The 25,858-nt window shown below is 60.0% G+C and carries 18 protein-coding genes; 4 read left to right on the top strand and 14 right to left on the bottom strand.

The window, feature by feature from the left end; genetic code table 11:
• From H4317_RS03195 to H4317_RS03155, 9 genes are all read right to left on the bottom strand, one after another.
• Positions 1-3,228, bottom strand: a complete 3,228-nt coding sequence (locus H4317_RS03195) for an efflux RND transporter permease subunit (protein ID WP_185888744.1) — start codon at positions 3,226-3,228, stop codon at positions 1-3.
• A gap of 178 nt (positions 3,229-3,406) precedes the next feature.
• Positions 3,407-4,570 carry an efflux RND transporter periplasmic adaptor subunit gene (locus H4317_RS03190; RefSeq protein ID WP_185888743.1) on the bottom strand — a complete coding sequence of 388 codons (1,164 nt, stop codon included), beginning with the start codon at positions 4,568-4,570 and terminating at the stop codon, positions 3,407-3,409.
• Positions 4,571-4,621: 51 nt separating this feature from the next.
• Positions 4,622-4,891: a hypothetical protein gene (locus H4317_RS03185; RefSeq protein ID WP_185888742.1), complete on the bottom strand. Its 270-nt coding sequence runs from the start codon at positions 4,889-4,891 to the stop codon at positions 4,622-4,624.
• Between the two features lie 94 nt (positions 4,892-4,985).
• Positions 4,986-6,374 carry a sensor histidine kinase gene (locus H4317_RS03180; protein WP_185888741.1) on the bottom strand — a complete coding sequence of 463 codons (1,389 nt, stop codon included), beginning with the start codon at positions 6,372-6,374 and terminating at the stop codon, positions 4,986-4,988.
• Entirely contained in the window at positions 6,374-7,051 is a 678-nt protein-coding gene (locus tag H4317_RS03175; protein ID WP_185888740.1) for a response regulator transcription factor, read from the bottom strand. Before H4317_RS03175 ends, H4317_RS03180 begins: the two co-directional genes overlap by 1 nt.
• Positions 7,052-7,174: 123 nt before the next feature.
• Positions 7,175-7,690, bottom strand: coding sequence for a hypothetical protein (locus H4317_RS03170; RefSeq protein WP_185888739.1), 516 nt, complete (start codon positions 7,688-7,690; stop codon positions 7,175-7,177).
• Positions 7,691-7,732: 42 nt separating this feature from the next.
• On the bottom strand, positions 7,733-9,769 hold the full coding sequence (uvrB, locus tag H4317_RS03165; protein WP_185888738.1) for an excinuclease ABC subunit UvrB: 2,037 nt from the start codon (positions 9,767-9,769) through the stop codon (positions 7,733-7,735).
• Positions 9,770-9,998: 229 nt separating this feature from the next.
• Positions 9,999-11,657 (bottom strand): outer membrane beta-barrel protein, encoded by a 1,659-nt coding sequence (locus H4317_RS03160; RefSeq protein WP_185888737.1) that lies wholly within the window; start codon positions 11,655-11,657, stop codon positions 9,999-10,001.
• On the bottom strand, positions 11,638-12,393 hold the full coding sequence (locus tag H4317_RS03155; protein ID WP_260625798.1) for an RNA polymerase sigma factor: 756 nt from the start codon (positions 12,391-12,393) through the stop codon (positions 11,638-11,640). The genes H4317_RS03160 and H4317_RS03155 overlap by 20 nt, the downstream gene beginning before the upstream one ends.
• A gap of 270 nt (positions 12,394-12,663) precedes the next feature.
• Between H4317_RS03155 and wrbA the strand changes: the two genes are divergently transcribed.
• Both wrbA and H4317_RS03145 read left to right on the top strand, forming a co-directional pair.
• A complete protein-coding gene (wrbA, locus tag H4317_RS03150; protein ID WP_185888736.1) occupies positions 12,664-13,278 on the top strand; it encodes an NAD(P)H:quinone oxidoreductase in 615 nt (204 codons plus the stop codon).
• Positions 13,279-13,587: 309 nt separating this feature from the next.
• On the top strand, positions 13,588-16,173 hold the full coding sequence (locus tag H4317_RS03145) for a TonB-dependent receptor (RefSeq protein ID WP_185888735.1): 2,586 nt from the start codon (positions 13,588-13,590) through the stop codon (positions 16,171-16,173).
• A 115-nt stretch (positions 16,174-16,288) separates the two neighbouring features.
• Here H4317_RS03145 and H4317_RS03140 read toward each other — a convergent pair whose 3' ends face one another.
• Positions 16,289-17,053, bottom strand: coding sequence for a LytR/AlgR family response regulator transcription factor (locus H4317_RS03140; RefSeq protein WP_185888734.1), 765 nt, complete (start codon positions 17,051-17,053; stop codon positions 16,289-16,291).
• A gap of 63 nt (positions 17,054-17,116) precedes the next feature.
• Positions 17,117-18,229: a sensor histidine kinase gene (locus H4317_RS03135; RefSeq protein WP_185888733.1), complete on the bottom strand. Its 1,113-nt coding sequence runs from the start codon at positions 18,227-18,229 to the stop codon at positions 17,117-17,119.
• A gap of 315 nt (positions 18,230-18,544) precedes the next feature.
• Here H4317_RS03135 and H4317_RS03130 point away from each other — a divergent pair, with 315 nt between their 5' ends.
• A complete protein-coding gene (locus H4317_RS03130; RefSeq protein WP_185888732.1) occupies positions 18,545-21,022 on the top strand; it encodes a TonB-dependent receptor in 2,478 nt (825 codons plus the stop codon).
• Between the two features lie 12 nt (positions 21,023-21,034).
• On the opposite strand, the gene H4317_RS03125 is transcribed toward H4317_RS03130, so the two are convergent.
• Together H4317_RS03125 and H4317_RS03120 are read right to left on the bottom strand one after the other, a co-directional pair.
• Complete coding sequence (locus H4317_RS03125; protein WP_185888731.1) at positions 21,035-21,778, bottom strand: shikimate dehydrogenase family protein; 744 nt, start codon at positions 21,776-21,778, stop codon at positions 21,035-21,037.
• A 96-nt stretch (positions 21,779-21,874) separates the two neighbouring features.
• A complete protein-coding gene (locus H4317_RS03120) occupies positions 21,875-22,531 on the bottom strand; it encodes a DedA family protein (RefSeq protein WP_185888730.1) in 657 nt (218 codons plus the stop codon).
• Between the two features lie 168 nt (positions 22,532-22,699).
• On the opposite strand from H4317_RS03120, the gene H4317_RS03115 reads away from it, so the two are divergent.
• Complete coding sequence (locus tag H4317_RS03115; protein WP_185888729.1) at positions 22,700-25,105, top strand: erythromycin esterase family protein; 2,406 nt, start codon at positions 22,700-22,702, stop codon at positions 25,103-25,105.
• 16 nt (positions 25,106-25,121) lie between these two features.
• Here H4317_RS03115 and H4317_RS03110 read toward each other — a convergent pair whose 3' ends face one another.
• Positions 25,122-25,784, bottom strand: coding sequence for a spermidine synthase (locus H4317_RS03110; protein WP_185888728.1), 663 nt, complete (start codon positions 25,782-25,784; stop codon positions 25,122-25,124).
• Positions 25,785-25,858: the final 74 nt, after the last annotated feature.

The raw sequence follows: 25,858 nt of genomic DNA, 5'->3' as shown, positions 1-25,858 counted from the left end.
TTATTTGATGAAATGAACAGGTTCGCCGGCGGGCACGGCCGCGCCGTTGAGACGATGCTGAGGGGCAGGAACGGCGGGCGTTTCTTCGGCTTCTGCAGCGTCAGCATCCAGGTTTTTGGGCTTTTCTAGGCTGGCGAACAGCACGTACAGGCCCGGAATCAGGACCATGCCGAACAGCGTGCCGATGAGCATACCGCCCGCCGCCGCCGTACCGATGGAGCGGTTGCCGAGGGCGCCGGCCCCGCTGGCAATTACCAGCGGAATCAAGCCCGCAATGAAGGCGAAGGACGTCATCAGGATAGGCCGCAGACGCGACACGGCACCTTCTATAGCCGCATCAAGCACAGAAGCTCCCTGGCGGCGGCGCTGCTCGGCAAACTCGATGATGAGGATGGCGTTTTTGCCCAGCAGACCTATCAGCATCACCAGCGCCACCTGGGCGTAGATGTTGTTTTCCAGGCCCAGCAGCTTCAAACTCAGGAAGGCTCCGAACACGCCGGTGGGCAAACTCAGCAGCACCGGCAGCGGCAAGAGCAGACTCTCGTACTGGGCCGCCAGCAGCAGATACACGAAGATGAGCACGATGCCGAACACGTACAGCGCCTGGTCGCCGCTCAGGATTTGCTCCCGCGTCATGCCGCTCCACTCGTAGTCGTAGCCGCGGGGCAGCTCCTTGGCCGCTACCCGCTCGATGGCGCTGATGGCGTCGCCGGAGGAGAAGCCCACGGCAGCGTCACCGTTGATCATGGCCGAGGTGTACATGTTGTAGCGCGTGAGCTGGTCGGGGCCGAAAACACGCTCCAGCTTCACGAAAGTGGAGAAAGGCACCATCTCGCCCCGGTCGTTTTTCACGTGCAGGGTCAGCACGTCCTCGGGGCGGCCGCGGTACTCGGGCGAGGCCTGCACCATCACCTTATACATCTGCCCGAACCGGATGAAGTTGGAGGCGTAGTAGCTGCCCATCAGGGTTTGTAGCGTGCTCATGGCCTTATCGATGGTCACGCCTTTCTTGGCTGCCATGTCCTGGTCAACGTGGATGAGGTACTGCGGGAAATTGGGGTCGAAGCCGGTGAAGGCTCCGTTGATGGCGCCTTCCTTGTTGAGGGCCGTAATGAAGGTCTGGGCCACATCGGCAGTTTTCTGCAGGTCGCCGGTGCCGGATTTGTCGAGCAGGCGCAGCTCGAAGCCACTGGAGTTACCGAAGCCGGGCACGGTGGGCGGCGGCAGAAACTGAATGCTGGCGTCGCTGATGCCTTTGGTTTTCTCCTCCAGCTCCGCAATCAACTCCTGAACCGACTCCTTGCGCTGGTCCCAGGGCTTGAGGTTAATCATGCCCATACCGTAGCTGGAGCCCGCCACTTCGTTCACGAGGCTGTAGCCGGCCAGCGTCGAAACTGACTCGACTGGTCCCATATCCTGCGCCATTTTCTGCACCTGGGCCAGCACCTGCTCGGTGCGTTCCACGGTGGCGCCGGCGGGCGTGGTCACGTTCACGTAAATCATGCCCTGGTCTTCGGTCGGGATGAAGCCGGAGGGCAGCACGCGGCTGACGCCCCAGGTAGCCCCGAAAAACAGCAGCAGCATGCCCAGCGTGACGACGCGGCGCCCTGCCACGCCGCGCAGCAGGCCCTGGTAGCGGCCGGCCATGGCTTCGTAGCGGCGGTTGAAGCCAGCGAAGAAGCGGCCCATCAGGCTTTTCGGCTTTTCACCTTCGGCCAGCGGCGTGTGCCGGAGCATGATGGCACACAGAGCCGGCGTCAGGGTCACGGCATTGACGCCGGAAATGACAATGGCAATGGCCAGCGTGAGCGAAAACTGGCGGTAGAACACGCCCACCGGGCCATCCATGAACGATACCGGGATGAATACCGCCGACATCACCAGCGTAATGGCCACCAGCGAGGAACTGATTTCGCGCATGGCCTCGAAGGTGGCAGCCCGCGCCGGCAGGTGTTTTTCCTGCATTTTGGCGTGCACGGCCTCCACCACCACAATGGCGTTATCGACCACAATACCGATGGCCAGCACCAGCGCAAACAGCGTGAGCAGGTTGATGGAGAAGCCCAGCACCTGCATGAAAAACAGGGTACCAATCAGCGCCACGGGCACGGCCAGCGCCGGAATCAGGGTGGAGCGGAAGTCCTGCAGAAAGATGTACACAATCAGGAACACCAGCAGGAAGGCCTCGACCAGCGTGCGGAGCACCTCGTGAATGGAGGCGTCGAGGAAGCGCGACACGTCGTAGGAGATGCTGTAGGTCATGCCGGGCGGGAAGCTGGTGCCTTTCAGCTCGGCCATGCGGTTTTTCACGCCGTCGATTACCTCGGAGGCGTTGGAGCCGGGGCGCTGCTTGAGCATGATGGCCGCCGAGGGCTGCCCGTCAATCTTCGAGGACATGCCGTAGGTGAGCGAGCCAAATTCTACTTCCGCCACGTCGCGCAGGCGCAGAATGGAGCCATCGGAGCCGGCGCGCACCACAATGTTGCGGTACTGCTCGGGCTCAAACAGCTTGCCGGTGTAGCGCAGCACGTATTGCAGCACCTGCGCCTCGCGGCCCGAGCTTTCCCCCGACTTGCCGGGCGCGGCTTCCACGTTCTGGGCCCGGATGGCTTCCACCACTTCGTCGGTGCCCACGTTGTAGGCGGCCATGCGGTCCGGCTTCAGCCACACCCGCATTGAGTACTCGCGCGAGCCCATGATTTCGGCGAAGCCCACGCCATCAATACGCTTCAGCTCCTGCAGCACGTTGATGTCGGCGAAGTTGTAGATGAACTTCTCGTTGGCTTTGGGGTCGTCGCTCATGATGTTGAGGTAGAGCAGCATGCTGTTCACCTCTTTCTCCGTCGTGACGCCCGCCTTAATCACCTCTTCCGGCAGCTCATCAATGATGGTCGTGACGCGGTTCTGCACGCTCACGGCGGCCAGGTCGGGGTCGGTGCCGACTTTAAAGAACACCGTGATGAGCGTCACGCCGTTGTTGGAGCTCACCGACGACATGTAGGTCATGCCGGGCACGCCGTTGATGGCGCGCTCCAGCGGCGTGGCCACGGCCTTGGCGCATACCTCGGCGTTGGCGCCCGTGTACTTGGCCGTCACCGTCACGGAAGGCGGCACGATGTCGGGGAACTGCGTGATGGGCAGCGTGAACAGCGCCAGCCCCCCGAGCAGCAGCAGAAACACGGAAATAACCAGCGAGAGAATCGGCCGGCGAATGAAAATATCGAACATAGCAGGTGTGTGGCAAGGAAGCCGGAGTCCCCTCCTCAAAAACTGAGGAGGGGTCGGCGTGATAAAAAAGCCAGAGCCGGAAGCCGCTACCAGCCAGTGTCATCCTGCACCGGCTGGCGTGTCCCCCCTTTTCCACGGAGCAGGAAGCCCCGACCCTGACTTTAGGCGGATGGAGTCGTTAGTGCGCGGAAGCCAGCACCGAATCGGGCTGCACCAGGCGCGGCCGGATCTTCTGGCCGTTTTTCAGGCCCGTCGTGCCTTCGTACACAATTTTTTCGCCCGGTTTCAGGCCGTCCTTCACCACGTAGAAAAGACCGGTGCGGGTCTGGGGCTTGAAGTTGCGCATGTGCACCTGGTTGGCGCTGTCCACCACGTACACGTAGTTTTTATCCTGGATTTCGAACACCGCCTTCTGGGGCACCAGCAGGGCTTCGGGCAGCTTGTTGGTGAGGCGAATCCGGCCCGAAGCGCCGTGCTTGAGCAGCTGCTTGGGGTTATCGAAGCGGGCCCGGAAAGCCAGCGAGCCGGTGCTGGCGTTGAACTCGCTTTCGGTGGTTTCTATGTGGCCGGCCAGCGGGTAGAGCGAGCCGTCGGCCAGCGTCAGCGACACGGAATCGGTGTGGCGCTCGGGGTGGCGCTGGCGGGCTTTCACGTACTCCAGGTACTCGCCTTCGGCCACGTTGAAGTAGGCAAACACCGCGCGCAGGTCCGATACGGTGGTCAGCAGCGTGCCTTCTTCCACCATGCTTCCCACTTTCAGCGGAATCCGGTCGATGATGCCATCAAACGGCGCTTTTACCAGCGTGAAACCGAGCTTGAGGCGGGCGGCAGCTTCCTGGGTGCGGGCATCGGCCACGCGGGCGTCGGCGTCCTTCACCTTGGTTTGGGAAAGCGCCAGCTCGGTTTTGGCAATAACGTTCTTGTCCACCAGCAACTTCACCCGCTCCATTTCGAGGCGGGCAGCGCGGGCCTGCGCCTCCGCTCCCGATACCGTAGCGCGGGCCTGGTTCAGCTGGTTCTGATAGGCGCTGGCATTCATGCGGAATAGCGGCTGGCCTTTCTTCACGGTCCGGCCTTCATCTACATAGATATGCTCCAGAAAGCCGCCGACCTGGGCGCGCACTTCCACATTGCGCACGGCCTGCACATCGGCTACATACTCGTGAAATAGCTCCTGCTCCGAAAATTTGAGCGTCGTGACGGGCAGCATCGGAACGGCCTGCGTGGCCGCCGACTGATCTTTGCCATCGGCAGTACAGCCGGCCAGCAAAGCGGCTCCCAGTAGTGCAGGCAAGCCCTGACGCAACGTGGCCGTAAGCGCAGGGAAGAAAGAAGAATTCATGAAACGAATGGAAGAATGACAGATAGGAAGAAGGAGCGGCCGGCAGACGGCTTAAGGACCAATGAGACCCGACGTGGTAGCAGTGGCTGCTGTGGATTGCAGCGTCAGCAGGACACTATCCTGGCGCTGATGGGAGGCTTGGCAGCGCGCTAGCAGGCGCTGGGTCATGTGCAGCTCGGCCTCCGCTTCGGAAAGAGCGGCCGGCTCGTCTTCGGCTTCCGGTATGCGGTAGAGCAGAAACGCGTTCAGCCCCACCGACAGCACAACGGCTAGGGTGAGGAGGTAGAGCAGGAAACTGGTGGGCCGAGGCTCAGGGGTCATTGTGGGGCGGCTGATTTACCCCACAAAGGACCCTCCCCGACATTAAAACGAGATGAGAAGCGTATTAGAAGATATTAACGCCTGCTTCCAGTGCTTATATCAGCCCCTGCCCGGTCAGCGCCGGCAGCCACACGGTAGCGGCAGTACCCTGCCCTACTGCTGACGTAAGCTCCAGCCGGCCACCGTGGCGCTGCACTATTTTCTGGGTGAGCGGCAGACCCAGGCCATACCCGGGCCGGTTGATGGCGCCGGAAGTCCGGTATAGAGGCTCGTAAATACGCTTCAGCTCCTCCGGCGTGAGGCCCGGGCCAGTATCGGTAATGCGGACTCGTAGCGTGTGCGCAGCGGCGTAGGCCAGTTCCGCCTGCACAGCCCCTGTCGAGTATTTACAGGCATTGTCGAGCAGGTTGAGCAGGGCCGTGGTAAGCAGTTGCGCGTTGCCAGGCACCATAAACACGTCGGTTTCCTCGGCTTCAGGCAACTCTCCGAAAACCAGGCGCAGTTCGCGCCCCGGATACTTCGCGCGGGCATAGTCCAAGGCTTGGCTCAGGCATTCATCTAGGCGCACGGGCACGAAAGCCGGCAGGGCACCATCTACTTTCACCAGCGCCAGCAAACTATTGGTGAGGCCGTGGAGGTGGCGGGCGGCATCCAGGCTTTCGGTCATACTCTGGCGGGCATCTTCCAGCGTCTGGTCGTAGGTGAGGGCCGTTTCCAGGGTACCCATTAGGGTGGTGAGCGGAGTGCGCAACTCGTGGGAAGCGTGCGACAGGAAGCTTCTCTGCGACTCAAACGCCTGCTCCAGTCCCGTCAGCATGACGTTGAAGGTCATGGCCAGTTGCGCCATTTCGTCGCGGCGGTTGCCCTCATGCAGGCGGCGCCCCAAGTTAGAGGCCGAAATACGCTCGGCCTGCCGGATAATGCGGGCTACCGGCCGCAATGCTGAGCCCGCAAAGTACCAGCCGGCCAGAATAGTAAGGGCCAGCGCGCCCACATTGCCTACCAGCAGCAGAATCCGAACCCGGTTGAGCTGCGCCCAGCCCAGCCTATCTACCGCCGACACAAAAATGTGGTAATACTTGCCCTGATACTCGTAGGCCATGCCAATTGCCTCTCGGTTGAGCCCAATTGTAAACAGCAGCGGCTGCCTTGGTTTCAGGCGTTTCAGCCGAAGCTGATTGGGTGCTTGGTCAATATCGTCGGTACTGCTGTAGCGCAGGTCCGCCGCCGGGCCATAAATGCTGATTTGCTCCCCAGGAATTGTGATTAAGTCGCCGCGCCGGATACTGCCCAGATTGCCTGTTGCCAGTTTGCCCGTGCGCACCAGCAGCCGCCCCGACAGCGTAGCCGCGTTTTCCAGCCGGTGCTCGAAACGCTGCCGGCGCGTGGTGGCGTAGAAGTAGTAGATAAACGCCGAAAAGCTCACCTGAATGGCCAGCACCAGTAGCGTAAAGCGCAGCATCAGCTTATTGCGAATCAGCATCAGCCTTCCCGCATTACGTAGCCCATGCCCACCACCGTATGAATCAGCTTGGGCGAGAAGTCCCGGTCCAGCTTTTTGCGCAAGTAGCTCACGTACACGTCAATGACGTTGGTACTGGTGTCGAAATCCAACTCCCAGACCCGCTCGGCAATGTCTACACGGCTCACAATTTTACCCCGGTTCAGCAGCAGATGCTCCAGCAGCGCATATTCCCGCGTCGTCAGGTCGATGCGCTGGCCGTTGCGGGTCACGATTTTGGAGTCGAGGTTCAGCTCCAGGTCGGCCATGCGCAAGGCCTGCCGGTTGGGCTCGTTGGCGGAGGCACGCTTGGTGAGGGCGCGGGCACGCAGTAGCAGCTCCTTAAAGGCAAACGGCTTGGCCAAGTAGTCATCGGCGCCGGCCTCAAAGCCCGTCACTTTATCGTCCAGCGAGTCGAGGGCCGTGAGCAGCAGGATGGGCACCTGCCGGTCGGTTTCCCGGATGCGGCGGCACAGCTCGAAACCGTTCAGGTACGGCAGGTTCACGTCCAGAATCACCAGGTCGTAGGGCTGCTGCTGAAACAGCGAGTCGCCCATGCGGCCGTCGTAGCCGATGGTCAGCTCGTAGCCTTCGTGCTCAAATCCTTTTTTCACGAACGAGGCCAGCTTGGGCTCGTCCTCAACCAGCAGTATTTTCATAGAAGCTCCGGCAACATGGCTCCCCAAAGTACGCCAACCAGCCGGCAATGGCTGCAATGCCCGAATCAGAGACGCAAAAAGCCCCAGCGGGCAGCTGGGGCTTCATTTCCTGTTCAAGCTATTTTACTTCTTCTTACGAAGTAGATACACCAAGCCCCCGTTTTCGAGAGAGGCCATCTGCGTTACTTCCCATCCTTCTTCTGCGGTGCTATTCAGCGCGTCACTCAGTTGCTGCGTAGTGGCCGCTACATGCCGGTTCATCATTGCCGTGATGGATGCCATCTGGGCTTTATGCTCTGCAGCCTCCTGCTTATGCTGCTGCTCTAGCTGCGCTGCCGTTTGCAGCTGACCATCTACAAAGGTTCCTTCACTGGTAGTTACGGTAGTCGTGGTTGTGCCGCTGCTTGCAGAGAAAAAAGCAATAGGACTCAGCATTTTAGTGTACTCGTCCGGCACCATTTCTATTTCGGCTTTCCCCTTGAAAGCTGGGCTAAACCGCAGAATAGGCCCAACCACTGTCTTAGAACCGTAGTAGAATACCTGCATGTAGGTGTAGCGCTGTACACAGGCAGTGGTCAACTGCGACAAGCTGAGCAGCAAAACAAATGCACTGAGTAGCCGGAGCGAAATACGATACATGTGCTAAAAGATAGACGTGATGAGCACCTGAAGCTAGAGCTTTTACTCGCGCTTGGTCTTGAGCACCTGCTTCAGCGCGGACAGCTCGTCGCGGAGCTTGGCGGCCGTGAGGAAGTCGAGGTCCTTGGCAGCGGCTTCCATCTGCTTTTCGGTCTGCTTGATGAGCTTCTCCAGATCCGGGCGGTTCATCATGGATATCACCGGCTCGGCAGCAATGGCCAGTGTTCCATCCGTATCGGGGCCGGCGTATCCCTGCGTCTCCACAATGCGGTAATCCGACAGCGAGGTCTGCCCCATGATTTCGGCGTGGCTCTTGCGCACCGTGCGCGGCGTGATGCCGTGCTCCTGATTGTAGGCCAGCTGAGTGGCGCGGCGGCGGTTCGTCTCGTCGATGGCGCGCTGCATGGAGCCGGTCATGCGGTCAGCGTACATGATGACTTTGCCCCGGTCGTTTCGGGCGGCGCGGCCCATGGTCTGGATCAGGCTGCGCTGGTCACGCAGGAAGCCTTCTTTGTCAGCATCCAGAATGGCTACGAGGCTTACTTCGGGCAAGTCGAGGCCTTCACGCAGCAGGTTGACGCCAATTAGCACGTCGATTTCGCCGAGGCGCAGCTGGCGCAGAATTTCCACCCGGTCCAGGGTTTTCACGTCGGAGTGCACGTAGCTCGACTTGATGCCGAGGCGCTCCATGTATTTCTGCAGCTCTTCGGCCATGCGCTTGGTGAGCGTGGTCACGAGCACCCGGTCGCCCATCTTCACGCGGTTGTCCACTTCGTCCAGCAGGTCGTCAATCTGGTTGGTGCTGGGGCGCAGGTCAATTTCGGGGTCGAGCAGGCCCGTAGGACGGATAATCTGCTCCACGATGATGCCGTTGGCCTGCGTCAACTCGTAATCGGCTGGCGTCGCGGAAACGTACACAGCCTGCTGAAACATGCTTTCAAACTCATTGAATGTCAGCGGGCGGTTATCGAAGGCCGAAGGCAGACGGAAACCGTACTCGATGAGGGCCGTTTTGCGGCTTCGGTCGCCGCCCCACATGGCCCGGATCTGGGGCATGGTGGCGTGGCTTTCGTCTACTACCAGCAGATAGTCGCTGGGAAAATAGTCGAGCAGGCAGAACGGGCGGCTGCCGGGCTGGCGTCCATCGAAGTAGCGCGAGTAGTTCTCGATACCGGAGCAGTAGCCCAGCTCCCGAATCATTTCCAGATCAAACTCGGTGCGCTCCATGATGCGCTTGGCCTCCGAATCGCGCCCCTCCTTCTCGAAGTAGGCATGCTGCTGCACCAGATCAAACTGGATTTCCTTGATGGCTTGGTTGAGCGTGTCTTTGCCGGTCACGAACAGCTGCGCCGGGTAGAGCGTCACCGACTTTTCGTCGGAGAGTTTCTTGCCGCTCTGCGGGTCAATCTTGTGAATGGCCTCGATTTCGTCACCGAAAAAGAAGATGCGGTAGGCGTAGTCGGCGTAGGCCGGAAATACGTCTACGGTGTCTCCCTTCACCCGGAAACTGCCGCGCGTAAACTCCATTTCGGTGCGCGAATACAGAATCTGGACGAACTGGTAGAGCAGGTTGTTGCGTGAGTACCGCAGGCCGGGGGCCATGTAAATCACGTTTTTGCTGAACTCCTCCGGGTTGCCGATGCCATAGATGCACGACACCGACGCAATAACAATCACGTCGCGGCGGCCCGAGAGCAGCGTGGACGTAGTGTGCAGCCGCAGCTTCTCGATTTCCTGGTTGATGGCCAGGTCCTTCTCGATGAACACGTCGGTGCTGGCAATGTAGGCCTCGGGCTGGTAGTAGTCGTAGTAGCTGATGTAGTACTCGACGGCGTTGTTGGGAAAGAACTGCTTGAACTCGCCATAGAGCTGCGCAGCCAGGGTTTTGTTGTGGCAGAGCACCAGGGCGGGTTTGCCGGTTTCGGCAATAACGTTGGCCATGGTGAAGGTTTTTCCCGTGCCCGTGGCCCCCAGCAGCACCTGTGCCGGCTCGCCATTGTTGATGCCCTGCACCAGTTGGGCAATGGCTTTGGGCTGGTCGCCGGTAGGCTTGAATTCCGAGGTGAGTTGATACTTCATGCAGCGAGAAAATGGGAAGCCAGCAGGGCTGGCAGCCGGCAGAAAAGCCAGCCTATGATAACTGTATTAGCAAAGTGTAGGTTTCCCGGGAAACAAAAAAACCTGTCCGGCGAGCGAACAGGTTTTTGAAGCAGAGGCTACACGTCTTGGTACCGGCGCGAAGCCTTCTGTAGCTCAATCAACATCGGCAACAGAGGAGAGAAGAAGTTTTTCGATAGATACCTGCTTATTAACGACGAGCTACCGGAGCGGCTTTGACGTTGCCAAACTCCACACTGGCTTCCATTCCAATGGAATAGGGGCGGCTCTGGCGCGAGAGGCTTTGGGCCGGATTGGCATTCAGCGTAGTCAGGCCGGCTTCCAGATCGGGGCCCAGTGCCAGGCTCCAGGAAGCCGCAGCCGGCTGGAACCGGACCCCGGCACCGCTGTGCAGCGTGGCCAGCACCTTGCGGTACGGCGAGTCGGAGGAAGCCAGGGAATAGACGCGGGTAGCTTCGGGCACTCCTTCCAATTCGGTGCGGGAGCCCAGCAGCACGTTTACGGCGGCACCCAACTTGGCATAAACCGACCAGCCCTGCTTGGCATTGGTGGTGTAGCGGACGCTCACGGGCATGCTGGCCGTGCGGTAGCGGTAGTTTACGTTGCGCACCGGCATATCGTAGCGCGGCGGAATGTTCGCCCCCATCGAAGGCATCGGCGCGTAGAAGGCGGCGGCAGTCGACTTGCCATCCAGGAAATACCAGGAAGTACCGGAGGAAGCCTCCTGCTGCGCCATAGCCAGCCCGGCTGCTACCGACCAATTGTCGTTGAGCGTGTAGTCGGCCGTGAGCGAAACCCGCTGCCCCAATCCAGCCTGCAGCTTGTCGCGGTATTCTTCGGCGGCGGCTTCGTAGGCATCGCCGGATGACTTTATCGACGCAAAATCGGCGTAGCTCACAGAAGGAGAAGTGGCGCTGCCCTTAGCGAAATTGATGTTGGGGTTGAAGGCAGAGGCCGCATAAGCGGCATTGAACTTCCAACGGCGTGATTTAGCCGTCTTCGGCTCGTCGTCCTTGTTGTGGGCAGATTCCTCCGAGTCGGTGGCGGCCAGCAAACCTGTTGCCTGCGGAACTGCTGGCAGCGTTTCGGGGCGGCCGAAGCCAGCCACACTGCCCGGTAATCTTACGGCACGGGCCAGCAGAGCGTCAGCGCCTGTTGCGGGCGAAATACCAGCCGTAGTGAAGGCGGCCATACCAGCAGCAGCAGGAGCAGTCGTCAGGATGTAGCCATCCTGCAGCAGCGACGAGCCAAGTGCCGTGGAGGTGCCGCGTTGCCCGCCGTTCAGGCCCAAGCTACGCTCACTGTTATCGGCGGCCGTGGTGCGGCTCTGCTCTAGACCCAGTAGGTCCCGCACGGAGCTACGCAGCTCAGCAGCAGCGGCAAGTGCGGTTTCGGTGGCGCCAGCAGCTGGCTGAGACGTGGCCGGGGTGGCCGTTGCGGCAGCCATACCTGCCTCGCTGACACCAGCATTACTACGGCGGGCAGCCAGGCCAGGGGCAGAGTAGAAGCCAACCGACGAACCGGCGGAAGCTGAGCTACCAGCCGACGTGGTTGCGCTGCTGATAGTGGCCATGCCCGTTTGGCTATCTGGAGCAGTAGCATTGGGTTGAATGCTGAGCCAAGTGCCGCCGCCAGCCAACAGCAGCAACGATGCTGCCGCTGCCCAGCGGTAGCTCAGCAGACGGCGGCGGTAGTTTTCGTTTTGCTGAACCAGCAGCTCATGGTCGAGCTGCTCCCAGAGGCTGGCGCGTGGGGCTACCTCGGCCTCCGCGAACTTCTGCCGAAACAGATGTTCCAGGTCGCCGGTGGGCCGGGGGTCGTTGGTGTTATTAGGAGCGGAAGTGGCCATGCTTGGATTGCGCGTCGAGACGTTCGACTTTAGACTTCAAAATTGCCCGTGCCCGGGAGTACTGTGATTTGCTGGTGCCTTCGGAAATACCCAGCATTTCGCCGATTTCCTTGTGGCCATACCCTTCAATAGCGAAAAGGTTGAACACCATCCGATAGCGCGGGGCCAGCTCCTGCACCATGTTCATCAGGTCTTCGAACCCGTAATTGGAAAGCGTGAACTCCTCCCCGGCCAGCTCCTCGGGGTATTCGCCCTCGCTGACTGCCACTAGCGGAGCATTGCGGCGGTGCTGGCGCAGAGCGGCATTCACCATAATACGGCGAATCCAGAATTCGAGCGGACACTCGCGGCGGAAGCTGCTCAGGTTTCGAAACACCGTGATAAAGCCTTCCTGCAGCACATCTTCGGCCTCGAAGGTTGTCTGGGCGTAGCGCAGACATACGGCCATCATTCGCCCCGCAAACCGTTCGTACAGATACTTCTGCATGAGGCGGCTGCCGGCAAGGCAGCCATCTATCAGCTCGGCCTCGCTTAGTTGGGAAGACGGAATGAGAGGGCGCACAGCAGGAGTTGGCGGAGTAAGAGCTTCGGATGAAACCGGCGTACCGGCCAATAGCCCCCGCAGCCCATTCATGGGCCGCAGTGCCGACGATAATGCACTCACCGCGTTGCCCGGGCTGCGGCGCCGGAGCCGTGCGTCGGAGCGGACGGGCCCTGGGGAAGGGGCTGCGCGCACAGAATAGACCTAGGATACATAGTCAGGAAAGGAAGATGGGAAAGATAACACGCCGGGGCGTGAAGCCGGCTACATCAACAAGAGCCCGCACCTGCCGCCAAGGGTTGCACGCGCTATAGCCACGCACTGAAAAAATCTGGCGCGGTTCTGCCGGTCCTTTGCAAGCCAAGAACTGCTGGCCTTCGTGTAGCTACACACATCACCGTATTTTGTATGCACCTTATCCGGCCAGACTAGCGTATGCCGTTGTCTACCCTAACCTGCATACCCATGAAAACTCTGGTTCTGTTTTACTCAACCTATGGCCACATCTACAAAATGGCGGAAGCCGTAGCTGAAGGCGCCCGCGAAGTAGAAGGCAATGAAGTGACCATCAAACAGGTACCCGAAACCCTACCGAAAGAGCTGCTGGACCAGATTGGCGCTACTGAAGCACAGAAAGCATTCGGGCACATTCCGGTTGCCAAGCCAGAAGAGTTGGCCGACTACGACGCCATTATAGTGGGCGTTCCGACTCGCTACGGCAACATGTGTGGCCAGATGCAGGCTTTCTGGGATTCTACCGGCGGTCTGTGGGCTAAAGGAGCGTTGGTTGGGAAAGTAGGTGGGGCTTTTGTGAGTACTGCCACCCAGCATGGGGGCCAGGAAACCACTATCCGGGCCGTACACACCATGCAGCTGCACCACGGCTTTGTGCTGGTAGGGCTGCCCTATGCCTGGCAGGGCCAAATGGGCCACCATGAAGTGACAGGCGGCACTCCTTACGGCGCCAGCACTGTAGCCGGCGGACAGGGCGAGCGGCAGCCTAGTGGCAACGACCTGGAAGGGGCGCGCTACCAAGGGCGCCATACTGCGGAAATTGCAAAAAAACTTGCCTCTAAATAATATTCGGCGCGGTTTTCGCGGGTTTTTCTTACGTTTACATCTAGAAACAAGAATTTATCCCGCACACCTCTGCAACAATTACTAGCCACCTCTACTAGGGTGGCTGGTTTTTTTTGCACTTATCCTATTGCCAAAACATGCAACCCCAGCCGGGTCTGGTGTGACACTGCCTCAAACGGCTTTGCCCCGTTCAGTCGGCCCCGTCAACGGTTCACCCCTGTTCTGCGACGGTTCGGCAGATTTCGCTTTCAGCGCTCCGTGATAATCCGTCCCTTTGCACAGTTCCCGGCTCTTTCTTTATCCCTACCAATGAAAAACCTATACCTCCCGCTGTATCTATCGGGGCTGCTTGCAGTGCCAGCTATGGCCCAAACGCCTGCCACACCGGGTGCACCAGCGGGTCAGCGGCCTGCTTTGGCTCCCGGCCAGACACCTACTCCACGCCTGAGCTTGCCGGAAACGCCCAAGGGCAACGGCCGCATTACAGGTACTGTGCTGGATGCTACTACCAAAAAACCCGTGGAATTTGCCACGGTAGCACTCCTGCCAGCTACCGGCGAGCGGCCACTTGATGGCACCGCTGCCGATGAACGAGGCCGTTTCGTTCTGAAAGGCGTGGCAGCCGGCGCCTACCGCGTGCAGGTGACGTTTGTGGGCTATGGCGCACAGGTGCAGAACATAACTGTGGCGGACGGCACCGTGGATATGGGTAGTGTGCTGCTGACCGCTACGACCCAGAAGCTGGGCGAGGTAACCGTGACCGGCGAGAAAGACGTGGTGGAAACCAAGCCAGACCGCATTGTATACAACGCCGACCGGGACCTGACCAACACGGGTGGCACCGCCGCCGACGTGCTGCGCAAAGTACCCCTCGTAAACGTAGACCCCGACGGCAACGTGGAACTGCGCGGCACCAGCAATGTGCGCGTGCTCATCAACAACAAGCCTTCAGGTATTGTGGCCTCGTCGGTGGCCGATGCCATGAAGCAGATTCCGGCCGACCAGATTAAAACCGTGGAGGTGATTACGACGCCCTCGGCCAAGTACGACGCGGAAGGCACAGGCGGCATTATCAACATCACGCTCAAGAAGAACAACCTGGAGGGCACCAACGGCAGCGTGGGCGTGGCGGGCGGCACGCGCAGCTCCAACGCCAATGCCTCGCTGAACGTGCGGCGCGGCAAAATCGGCATCAACAGCTCGGCCAGTGGCTTCATGTTCTATAGCCCCAACCGCAACGAACTGACCCGCAGTATTCGCAACGAGCAGGGACTGTTTGAGCAGTCGTTGCGGCAAGAAGGCGACGGGTTTACGCTGGGCGGCGGCGGATTTGGGCGCCTGGGCTTCGATTTCGACCCCAACAAATACAACAACTTCAATCTGAGCGTGCAGGGCAGCCTGTTTCGCAACAAAGGCGACTACGACCAGTTCAACCAGCCCAGCAACATTCCGGCTTTCACCCGCTCTACTGACCGCAACTTCCGGACGCAGAGCTACGATGTGAGTGGCTCTTACACGCGCACCTTTGAGGGCAAACCCAAACGCGAGTGGAGCGTGCTGGGCCAGCACACCCGCAACCGCAACACCCAGCGCTACGACCTGGACCAGTTTCCGGAGCGGGCCACAGAAGGCGAGAAAACCTACCGCGAAGGCAGCGACAACCTCAGCCGTAACCTCGAAACCACCCTTCAGACTGACTACACGCACCCTTTCTCGGAAACCGCTACGCTCGAAACCGGCGCTAAAGGCATTCTGCGCCGCGTAAGCAGCGACTACGACGTGCAGATAGACCCGACCGGCAACAGCCAGCTAATACGCAGCGCCGAACGGTCCAACACGTTTGACTACAGCCAGAATGTGCTGTCGGCCTACGCTACTTATGGGTTCAGCCTGAGCAAGAAGGTGAGCACACGCCTGGGCGCCCGCCTGGAGCACACTGATATAGAAGGAAACTTTGAACAGGGGGAGGCCAGCACTTTCACGCAGAACTACACCAATCTGCTGCCCAACCTGAGCCTGAGCTACCAGCCCGGTAAACCCGGCCAGACGGTGCGCCTGGCGTATTCGCGCCGCATTCAGCGTCCCCAGATTTTCTACCTGAATCCGTTCATCAACGCTTCTGACTCGCTCAACATCAGCTACGGTAACCCGCGCCTGAATCCGGAGTTTACGGACAGCTACGAGCTGAACTATACCACTTTCGTTAAAGGCACGGTGATTAACGGCTCTGCCTATGTGCGCCGTACCGGCAATGCCATCGAAACGGTGCGCTTTGTGGATGAGAATGGCGTGCAGAACCAGACCTTCCGCAACATCGGGCGCAACGCTACCTACGGGGTGAGCTTGTTTGGCTCGGTGAAGCCGACGCCGAAGTGGGACCTGAGCGGCAACCTCAACTTCTACTACGTCACGCTGCGCAGCCCGGCCCTCGATTTGACCGGCGCGGCCCTCGACAACAGCGGGCTGATGTATAATCTCAATATCAACTCCAGCTACAAGTTTGCCAAGTTTGATGATGCCGATGCGCCGGCGTGGCGGCGCGGCCTGACGCTGCAGTTTTTCGGGGGCCTGAACTCGCCACGGATTCAGCTGCAGGGCCGGCAGGCAGCCTGGACGTTCTACTCGATGGGCCTGCGCAAGAGCCTGCTCCAGGACAAGGCTGACCTCACGCTCAATGCCGACAACTTCCTACAGGCGACCCGTAACCTGAACACGATTCTGGAAACGCCGCAGTTCACGCAGGAAAGCAACAACTACATCTACATGCGCGGCGTGCGGCTGGCCTTCAACTACCGCTTTGGCAAGGTGTCGGCGCAGCCGCAGAAGCGTCGCAAAGGCATCCAGAACGACGACACCAAACAGGGTGAAGGCGGCCAGGGCCAGGGGCAGCAATAATGGAGTAGTAGCGAAGTACGCAGCTGTTCAGCTGCGCAACACGGAGGACCTTCATACACTAGAACAACTCGTTTCAGTGTGCGAAGGTCCTTTGCATTTCTTCTCTCATCCAATCTTACATTCGGCCGTGGTAGCGCAGCAGTTCCAAGAAAGGCTCCCGGTACGTTTCGCCGATGGGCAGCATAGTACCCTGCACCTGCACGCGCCCACGCTCTACATATTCGAGGTGGCGCAGGCTGATGAGATACGACCGATGAATGCGCGCAAAGCGGCCCGGCGGCAGTAGCTCCTCCAACCGCCGAAACGACTGCAGCGTCAGGATTTTTCCGCTGACAGTGTAGAGCATGAGATATTCCTTCTGGCCCTCCACGTAGAGAATATCGGCCACGGGCACGCGGCGCAAGCGGTTGTCGTGGCGTACAAACAGTGCTTCGTCAGCGCCCTCCGGTGCGGTTTCGGGTGTTGCGGCAGTAACTGTGGCGGTGGGCTGGCTAAGGGCGGCGCGGGCGCGATGCGTGGCTTGCACAAACCGCTCAAACGAAATGGGTTTCAGCAGATAGTCCAGGGCAGGCAGCTCGTAGCTCTGCACCGCGTAGTTGGCGTGGGCCGTGGTAAAGATGATGCGCGGACCCGGCGCGGGTAACAATTGTGCCAGCTGCAGGCCTGTGAGGCGCGGCATATGAATGTCGAGAAACACGACGTCCACCGGATGATCCTGCAGGAAAGCTACAGCCGCCAGCGCATCATGAAACCGGCCTTTTAGCTCCAGAAACGGCATCTGGGCGCAGTATTCGGCCAATACATCTAGGGCCAAATGCTCGTCATCGACGAGGACGCACGTGAGCGGACGGCGGGTAGCGGCTGGGAGAAGTTGTTCCATAATCGGATGTGCAGCGTGGCTCCGGCTTTGGGCTGGAGCTTTTTCGGAAACCAGGCCCGAGGATCAGGCTGGCCGGAGTGTGAGCGTAACGTAGTATTCCGTCTGGTTTTGTATCACAGACAGCGTATGGCGGCTGGGATAGAGCAGGGCCAGCCGGCGGCGCAGGTTAGTGAGGCCCATACCGCCGGCTTCTTCTAATGTCGGGCCGCCGCCTTCCGCCACCTGGTTGCGGACGCTGAAACGCAGATGCCCCGTTTCTTCCAATTGGAGCACCAGCTGGGCTACGTGGGGCCGCGCGGCCAGGTCGCCGTGCTTGAAGGCGTTTTCGACCAGCGGCAGCAGCAGCATCGGCGGCAACTGGTAGGCATACTCGGCGCCGGGCGGCAGCAGCACCGTCAGCTGGATGGCCTCGTCGGCGACGTCGGGAGGCAGGCGCAGCAACTGCAGATCCAGGAAGCCGCGCAGGTGGCTGATTTCGCGGGTTAGTGGCACCAGGTCGGCGGCACTGTCGTAGAGCTGGTAGCGCATCAGCTCGGCCAGGCGCAACACAGCCTGTGGTGCTTGGGCCGAGCGGTTGAGAGTGAGCGAGTAGATGTTGTTGAGCGTGTTGAACAGGAAATGGGGATGCAGCTGCGTTTTGAGCAGTGCCAGTTCGGTACGCAGGTGTTGCTGCTCCAGTTCTCGCCGGTTTTCCCGCTCGCGCAGAAAGTCGCCGGCCAGCCGCAGAAAGAAGCTTAGCAGCAGAATCAGGCCACCCAGCAGCAGGTAGTAGGCCTGCAGCACCTGCACGTAGAACGCCACCGGCTGCGAAATTCCGTCGCGCTTTACCTCCTCCAGCAACACGCTCAGCCCAATGCGCAGCACCACAAACCCAAACAGGCCCGCCAGCAGCGCCCCACCATATGCCAGCAACCGGTGCCGTACAAACAGGCGCGGCATCAGCCACCAGTTCAGATAAAACAGGCCCGAATCGAGCAGATCAGTGAGTAGCGCATTGACCCAGAAATGCTCTTCCAGTGCGGGTAGCAGTGGCCCCACGCGCAGCAGCCGCAGCTGCACATCAAAGTACAGCAGCAAGGCTAGCCAAGCCAGATGAGGCCACGGCAGTCGTTTCAGAAATAAAGGGAACCACACCCGGGGCCGGAGTGGGCGAGCAGCAGAAGAAAGTACAGGCATACAGATACGGCGGACTCGGGGCTCGCCTGAAGTTGCCAAAATAGCGAATTGGCCGGCAGCCACTCCCCTGTTTTCAACTATCACCGGTGCGGGCTCTACCAACGCCGCGCTACTGCCTATCAACTGGGCTATTGCTCGGCCGTGGGTGTGTTTGGTGGATTGGTAGGACAGTAAAGGGGGTTGGTTGAGAGAAAGAGCCAAGGTGGTTGATATTCCCGAAAGGCGCCCCAGAATGTGCCTAGGTTTGGAATATGCGGTGCTGCTGCCTACTGCGACGCACCTGCGCTACTTCAGCATTTCTCTATTCTGCTCCTGATGAAACACGTGTCCCCGCTACTATTGCTGCTGGTACTTATCACCTCGTTTACACACGCACAAAGCCCCATTTCTCCGGCAGCTACCGGCACGGCCCGCCTGCTGGGCCGCGTAGTGGATGCTGCTACGCAGAAACCCGTAGAATACGCCACTGTAGCGGTGCTACCGGCCACCGGGACTACGCCGTTGGCCGGTGGCGCCTGCGACGCAGAAGGTCGTTTCGACTTCAGCAACCTGCCGACTGGTCCGCTTCGGTTGCAGCTGAGCTTCGTGGGCTATACCACTCGCCTGGAAAGCATTATGCTGGCAAAGCCTCTTACTGACCTAGGCGCGCTTACCCTTACTGCTTCTTCTCAGACCTTAGCTGGCGTGACTATTACCGGTGAGCGGCCAGTGGTGGAAACCAAGCCGGACCGCCTCATCTACAACGCCGACCAGGACCCCAGCAACACCGGCGGTACGGTGGCCGATATTCTGCGCAAAACCTCGCTAGTAAACCTCGATGGGGAAGGCAACGTGCAACTGCGCGGCACCCGCAATGTGCGCATCCTGATTAATAACAAACCCTCGGCGCTGCTGGCCGGCAATCTCGCAGAAGCCCTCAAGCAGATTCCAGCCGACCAGATTAAAGCCATTGAAGTCATTACGGCACCTTCGGCGAAATATGATGGGGAAGGCTCGGGGGGTATTATCAACATTGTGCTGAAAAAGAACAGCCTGCAAGGCGTGAACGGCAGCGCAGGTGCTACTGGCGGCAACCGCAACCAGAGCCTCAATACCAGCCTCAATGTTAAGCGGGGCACTCTGGGCGTTAACACGAAACTTAGCGGCTTCCGGAACCTCTATCCGTTCAAAAGCAGCACCGAGCGGACCGTCTATTTGTCGGATGGCAGCACCGGGCAGCTGAGTGAGCGAACCACCTCCCGCAACCAGGGACAGGGCGGATATGGCCAGCTAGAACTCACCTACGACCCGTCGCCGTTGCACAGCTTCACGCTGAGCGGCAATGGCAACCTGTACAGCACCGACTCGCCCCAGGAACTCGTCAACCAGTATCGGGGACAGCCGCAGCTTGACACCTTGTACACGCGCGACATCAGCCTGCGCGACCAGAGCCGCAATTTCGATCTGAATGCGGGCTATACTCGCACCTTTGGCGAGAAGCAGCCGCGCCGCGAGTGGAGCATGCTGGCGCAACACACCAGCAACCGCAGCCGCGAGCAGTATCGCCTCGACCAGTTTCCGACGCCGGAGTTGCGCGGTGGCCCCATTGAGTACCAGGAAACCAGCCGCAACCTGGCCCGCAACCTTGAAACCACCTTCCAAACCGACTACACGCAGCCATTCGGCGAGAAAACCACGCTCGAAGTCGGCGCCAAGCACATCCGGCGCCAAGTCAGCAGTGACTACACTTTGGATACGCTCCTGACTGGCCAGCAGCCCGATTTCGTGCGCAGTACGTTGCGTTCCAACAGATTCACGTATCGCCAGAATGTGCTGGCCGCGTATGGCACTTATGGCTTCTCGCTGGGCAAGAAGTACGCTTTCAGCCTGGGCACGCGGCTAGAGCGCACGGCCATCGAAGGCGAATTTCAGAATGAAGCCGGCCGCTTTCAGAACAGCTACCTGAACGTACTGCGCAACCTCAGTGCTACCCGCACGCTCAAGAAGGAAGGCCAGACACTGCGCCTGAGCTATTCCCGCCGCATCCAGCGCCCTCAGATTTACTACCTCAACCCCTACGTCAACCAAGTAACGCCCAACTCAGTGGACTTTGGCAACCCCGAACTACGGCCGGAATTGGTGGACCTGGTAGAACTAGGTTACAGCACGTTCGGCGAAAAAACGTCGTTGAATGCTTCTGGGTTCGGGCGGCGCACCAGCAACTCCATTGAGCGGTTCAGCCGCTACAACGAGGCCCTGGCCCGCAACGAAACTACTTACGGCAACCTCTCGACGGCTACCATAGTGGGGCTGAACCTGTATGGCTCCTGGAAACCGCGCCCCGAATGGGACCTGAGCAGCAACCTGACGGCCGACTACACCAGTCTGCGCAGTGCCATCCTGCAGCGCCCCAACCGCCGGGCCAGCCTCAGCATGAACATAAATGGGTCGCGCAAGCTGGGCAAAACCTACACGGCGCAAGGCTACGCGGGCTTCTGGACGGCCGGCGTGGAGCTACAGTCGCGCTACTCCGGTGGCATCTACTACGGTCTGAGCGCCAAGAAGCTGCTCTTGAAAGAAAAGGCTGACTTTACGCTGGCGCTCGTCAATTTCCTGACGCCGGGCCGCTATTTCCGCAGCACCACCACCACGCCTGATTTCGTCAACTACGGCAGCTTTTACTCCTACCAACGCGCCCTCCGGCTGTCGTTCAACTACCGCTTTGGCAAGCTGGAAACCGGCCAGCGCCAGCGCAAAACCATCCGCAACGACGACTCCAAAGGCGGCGGCAGTGGCGGGCAGCAAGGCGACTAGTTGCTATTAAGACTAAGTGTTCCAGATTTTCCAGGCGGCTTCTGCCTGCAGGCAGAGCATTTCGAACCCGTTTTTGGTTTGAGCGCCAGCCGCCTGCCCGCGCTTCATAAACTCGGTTTCGCGGGGGTTATAAATGAGGTCGTAGAGGCAATGGTGGGCCGTGAGAGCCTCATACGGAATGGGCGGGCACTCCTCCACCGCGGGGTAAGTACCAAGCGGGGTAGTGTTGATGATAAGTAAATGCTCCTGCAATAGCCGGGGTGTGAGTTCTTGGTAGGTGAGCCCCGCTCCCATCGGGTTCCGCGACACAACCCAATAGCCGATGCCCAGTTCACGTAGTGCCACCTCCACTGCCTTGGATGCGCCTCCACTGCCCAGCACCAGCGCCCGAAGTCCGGCAGGCCACGGGTTAGGCAGCAACGCGCGCAGCGAATCCCGAAACCCTACATAATCGGTGTTGTGGCCAATCAGGCGGCCATCGGCGGCAAACTCAATAACGTTGACTGCCCCCACCCGTGCCGCAGACGGGGCTACTTCGCTCAGAAACGGCCACACCTGTTCCTTATAGGGAATCGTGACATTGAGGCCGCGCAAGCCAGGGTGACGAGCAAGCAACGCCGGCAACTCGTTGATGGTAGGCAGCTCGAACAACGCGTAGTGATGGTCGGCTAGGTTGAGGCTGTCAAACTTCTGGGTGAAATACGTTTGTGAGAAAGAATGCGTCAGGCTACGACCGATAAGTCCAAATTCAGGCATGATAGAACGGATAGTTTCAACCATCAAGCAACAAAAAAAACCACCCCGGCCAAAGCGGCCAGAGTGGTTTCCCGAAATGTTAGTACGCTGCCCTCGTTAAGCAACAGGAGCTTTGGGGGCGCGGCGGGACTTTATGAACTCCCACACTGCCGGCAGCACCGAAACCACGATTATGCCTATCGTGAACAGCCCAAAGTTTTTCTGAATGAACGGTATGCTTCCCAAAAAGTAGCCAGCGCCTGTGAGCAGTACTACCCACAGCACCGCTCCTACCACGTTATAAGAAAGAAACTTGCCATAGCTCATGGTGCCTACCCCAGCCACAAAAGGCGCAAACGTGCGGATGATAGGGATAAAGCGGGCTATGATAATGGTTTTGGCGCCGTGCTTCTGGTAGAAAGCCTGGGTCTGTTCGAGGTGTTCCCGCTTCAGAAACCGTGAGTTCTCGCGGAATACGCGGGGGCCCAGATAGTCGCCGATGTGGTAGTTGAGCGTGTCGCCGAGCACGGCCGCTATAATCAGCAGGCCCATCATTGCCCAGACATTTAGGGGCGAGCCAGGCAGTGCGGTTAAGGAACCAGCCGCGAACAGCAGCGAGTCGCCGGGCAGGAAAGGCAGCACTACTACGCCAGTTTCCACGAAAATGATGAGAAACAGGATAGCATACGTCCAGGCGCCATAGTCCTGGATAATTTCCGCTAAGTGCTTATCAAGATGTAGAACGAAGTCGAGCAGATGCTTCAGAATTTCCATGCGAAGGTGCGAGGTAGTAGAAATAGAACTACAAAGAAAGCGGAAAGCCACCGGAGTAGCGTACCGCCAGTGGCTGGCAACCCTGGAAAGCCAAGAAAAATTCGGCGGCGCACATGCGCCAAGCGCCCAACACGTTATACTGCAGCCGTTATGTAACCGCTGATTTCTATGCCGAATTCTCTGTATCTATTATTCTTCGTGGTGCTCACGCTGCTGAGCTGCCGCCCGGCTACCGCGCAGGCCATCCTCAACCTGGATTTCGAGCCGGGCGCCAACCGCCGCCAGCCGCTGCTGTTCTGGGGGCGCCGCCAGCAACCCGACGAGCTGCTGATTCGCGTCGATACGGTGTCGCCCGCTCAGCACGGCCGGGGCAGTTTGCTGCTGGATGCCTCGCTGGCCGAAGAACCGGAAGGCACTTCTTTATATACCAGCGTGCCTGTTTCGGATTCGGTGCGGGGCCGCATAGCCACCGTAAGCGTGTGGGTGCGCACCGAAGAATTTCAGGGCACTGCCTGGCTGAAGGCCTACAGCTATTTTTTCACGGAAACCAGTCCAGATTCCGAGAAGATGTCGGAGAAAGATACCCGGGCTACCCCGCTGGCCATAGTAGCCGGCTGGCAGAAACTAACGGTACAGCTGCCCGTGGGCCAGACGGCTAACCACCTCAGCATGTTGCTGGCTTTCAACGGCCGGGGCCGACTGTGGCTCGACAACTTTGAGGTGCGCTACGACAACGGCCAAACCTACCGCGACGCGCCACTGGCGGGCACCGAGCCGCTGCTGCTGCCCGCCGGCACCCCACTACCCGACTGGGACTTCGAGCGGCGCGGTCCTGCCCAGCTGCCCGGTGCGGCTTCCACTGCCCGCCGCTGGCAGCTGGACTCTACGGTGGCGCAGCGGGGCCGGCGCAGCTTGCGCGTAGAGGCCGCTCCGGCCAGTGCCACGCCCGTGTACCTGGGCGTGGTGCCGCTGGATTCGCTGCTGGGCAAAACCCTTACGGTGCGCGGCTACGTGCGCTACTCCGGTCCGGCCGTAGTGGGCCAGGCGCCTCCAGCTTTGCTGTACCGCGTACTGGCCAACAGCGACTTGAGAATGTATCCGTATGACCGGCACAAATGGCCCGGCATACTCACGGCCAGCCCACTGCCGAAGCCTACGCCCGGCACGCCGTGGCAACGGTTCGAGCTGACGCTGCCCATCAGCGCCAAGCGCAACCTTTCTCAGCTGGCGCTGCTGCTGCAGCCTGGCGCGGCCCCGGTCTGGCTCGACCATATAGAGCTGCTGGCTGATGGCCGGGCCTTTTCGCCGCCACCACCACCCGTGCCGGGGCTGCCTACCGCCGCCGAGCTGGCCTGGCTGCGCAAGGCCGCCGTGCCGCTCCGCACCACTGCCCCCGACGGCGGCGACCAGAAAGATCTGGCTGCATTCGGGCAATTGGTTGGGTCGGCACCGGTTATCGGGTTGGGCGAAGTCACGCTGGGCTCACACGAGCAGATGCAGCTCAAGCAACGGCTGTTTCGGTATCTGGTGGAGCAGAAAAACGTGCGCGTGCTGGCCCTCGACACCGAACTGGGCGCCTGCCTGGCGTTGAACGACTACCTGCAAACCGGCACCGGCAACCCCCAGCAGCTGGTAGCCGACCTGCCCCTCTGGGAAACCGAAGAAATGTTGGCCTTGATGCGCTGGATGCGGACGTACAACCAGCAGCACCCGACGGCTACCCTACAGCTGCTGGGCATAGATCTGCAGGAGGCTCCGGAAAGTTTGCGCTATCTGCGCCAGCGCCTGCCCGCCCAGGCCGGCTACCGGGGGGAACTGCTCACGACGCAGCAACGCCAGCTCCGGGAACTGGCCGACGCAGGCATTTCGCTGAATTACCTGCAGAACGCCCCGCAAACCGACCCGCGCCTGGAAGCTGTGCGCCGCCTACTGGCCGAGGTTCGCGCTGCCTTCGATGGTCCGGCCAAACTCCGGCGAGGCTACGGCGCCACGCCCGCGGAAGCAGCCACTCTAACCCAACTGCTCCGCCAGGCCGAGCAGTACAGCGTCGTGCAAACGATGTCGTCGCGGTTCCGCCTCAGCTACCGGGCTGCGTGCCTGGCCGAGAATGTGGAGTGGGCCCGCACGCAGGCTAATGGCAAGGGAGTGGCCGTATGGTCGCACAACACCCACCTGAAAACCTACGACCAAGACGATGCTACTTTGGGCGAAGTGCTACGGCGCTACTATGGTGCGGGCTACGTGGCGGTTGGCTTCCTGTTTCACGAAGGCAGCTTCCGGGCCCTGCCTTCCACCGAGCCTCCAGCATTTGTTACGGCCACAGCGGCCCCATCATCCGTGGGCAGCTACGAGCACTATTTCCGGGCGGCCACGCTGCCGGCATCGTTTCTCAACCTGCGCACTCCTGACCTAGCGCCGGGCACACAGTGGCTCTACGAGAATCTCCTGTTCCGCGACGGGACCCTACGCCCCTATGAGCAGCCCTTCAGCCGCCACAGCCTCCGCCGCGAGTTTGATGCCCTGCTGTACGTCCCAAAATCTACGCCGGCAGCCGTCGTTAGAGCTAGTAAGTAACGCTGCCGCACCTACGCTACACCAAAAGTCTCTCTAGAATCAATAAGCGGTTTAGCAGTTCTACTTCCACTTCCTTCACCGAAAAGCCCAGTCCGGCCAGGTGCTCCGTCAGTTCTTCGCCTGCTACTGTCAGCGGATTTGCCGTTAGGGTATTGAACAGCACTTGCCCGCCCGGCGGCAGCACCCGCCATATGTCCTGCCAAAAACCTGCTTGTTGCAACTCAGCTGGCAGCTCCAAATCAATAAACAGGTCGATGATAATGAGGTCATAGGCGGCGGATGGCGCAGTCTGGATCCACACAAAAGCATCGGCGCACACAATCGAGAGATTCGCGTCGGGGCGGATTCCGAATTCCGTATCGGCTACGGCAATAACGGCGGGGTCTAGTTCGAGGGCGGTGATAGGCGCTGTTACACGGTGTTCCTGGCGTAGCGTCTGCACCACGGACCCTCCACCAAGCCCCAGCACCAGAATGCGCTGCGCCTGCTGGGGTTCCAGAAACATCAGCCCGTAGCGTAGTACCTGCTGCAACGAGCCGTAGGAGTAGTTGGCATGGCGCGTATCAAGCACTTTGCGGCCTCGGTACCATGTCACTTCCAGCGGCCCGTTGATGGGCGAATGGATAGTGCGGGTAAGTGGCACCAAATAGCTCAGGTAGCGGCGCAGGTAGTGTAGCATGGCGCTGCAAGGTAAAGCAGCCGGAGTTGCCGAAGGCCGCCAGATGCCAAACGGCCTGCTCCTCCCAAGCGGAG

Origin of the sequence: Hymenobacter sediminicola, from assembly GCF_014250515.1 — a bacterium.
Classification (GTDB): Bacteria; Bacteroidota; Bacteroidia; order Cytophagales; family Hymenobacteraceae; genus Hymenobacter; species Hymenobacter sediminicola.
The sequence above is the reverse complement of the archived record's forward strand: the minus strand, read 5'-3'. Positions and strand labels throughout refer to the sequence as shown.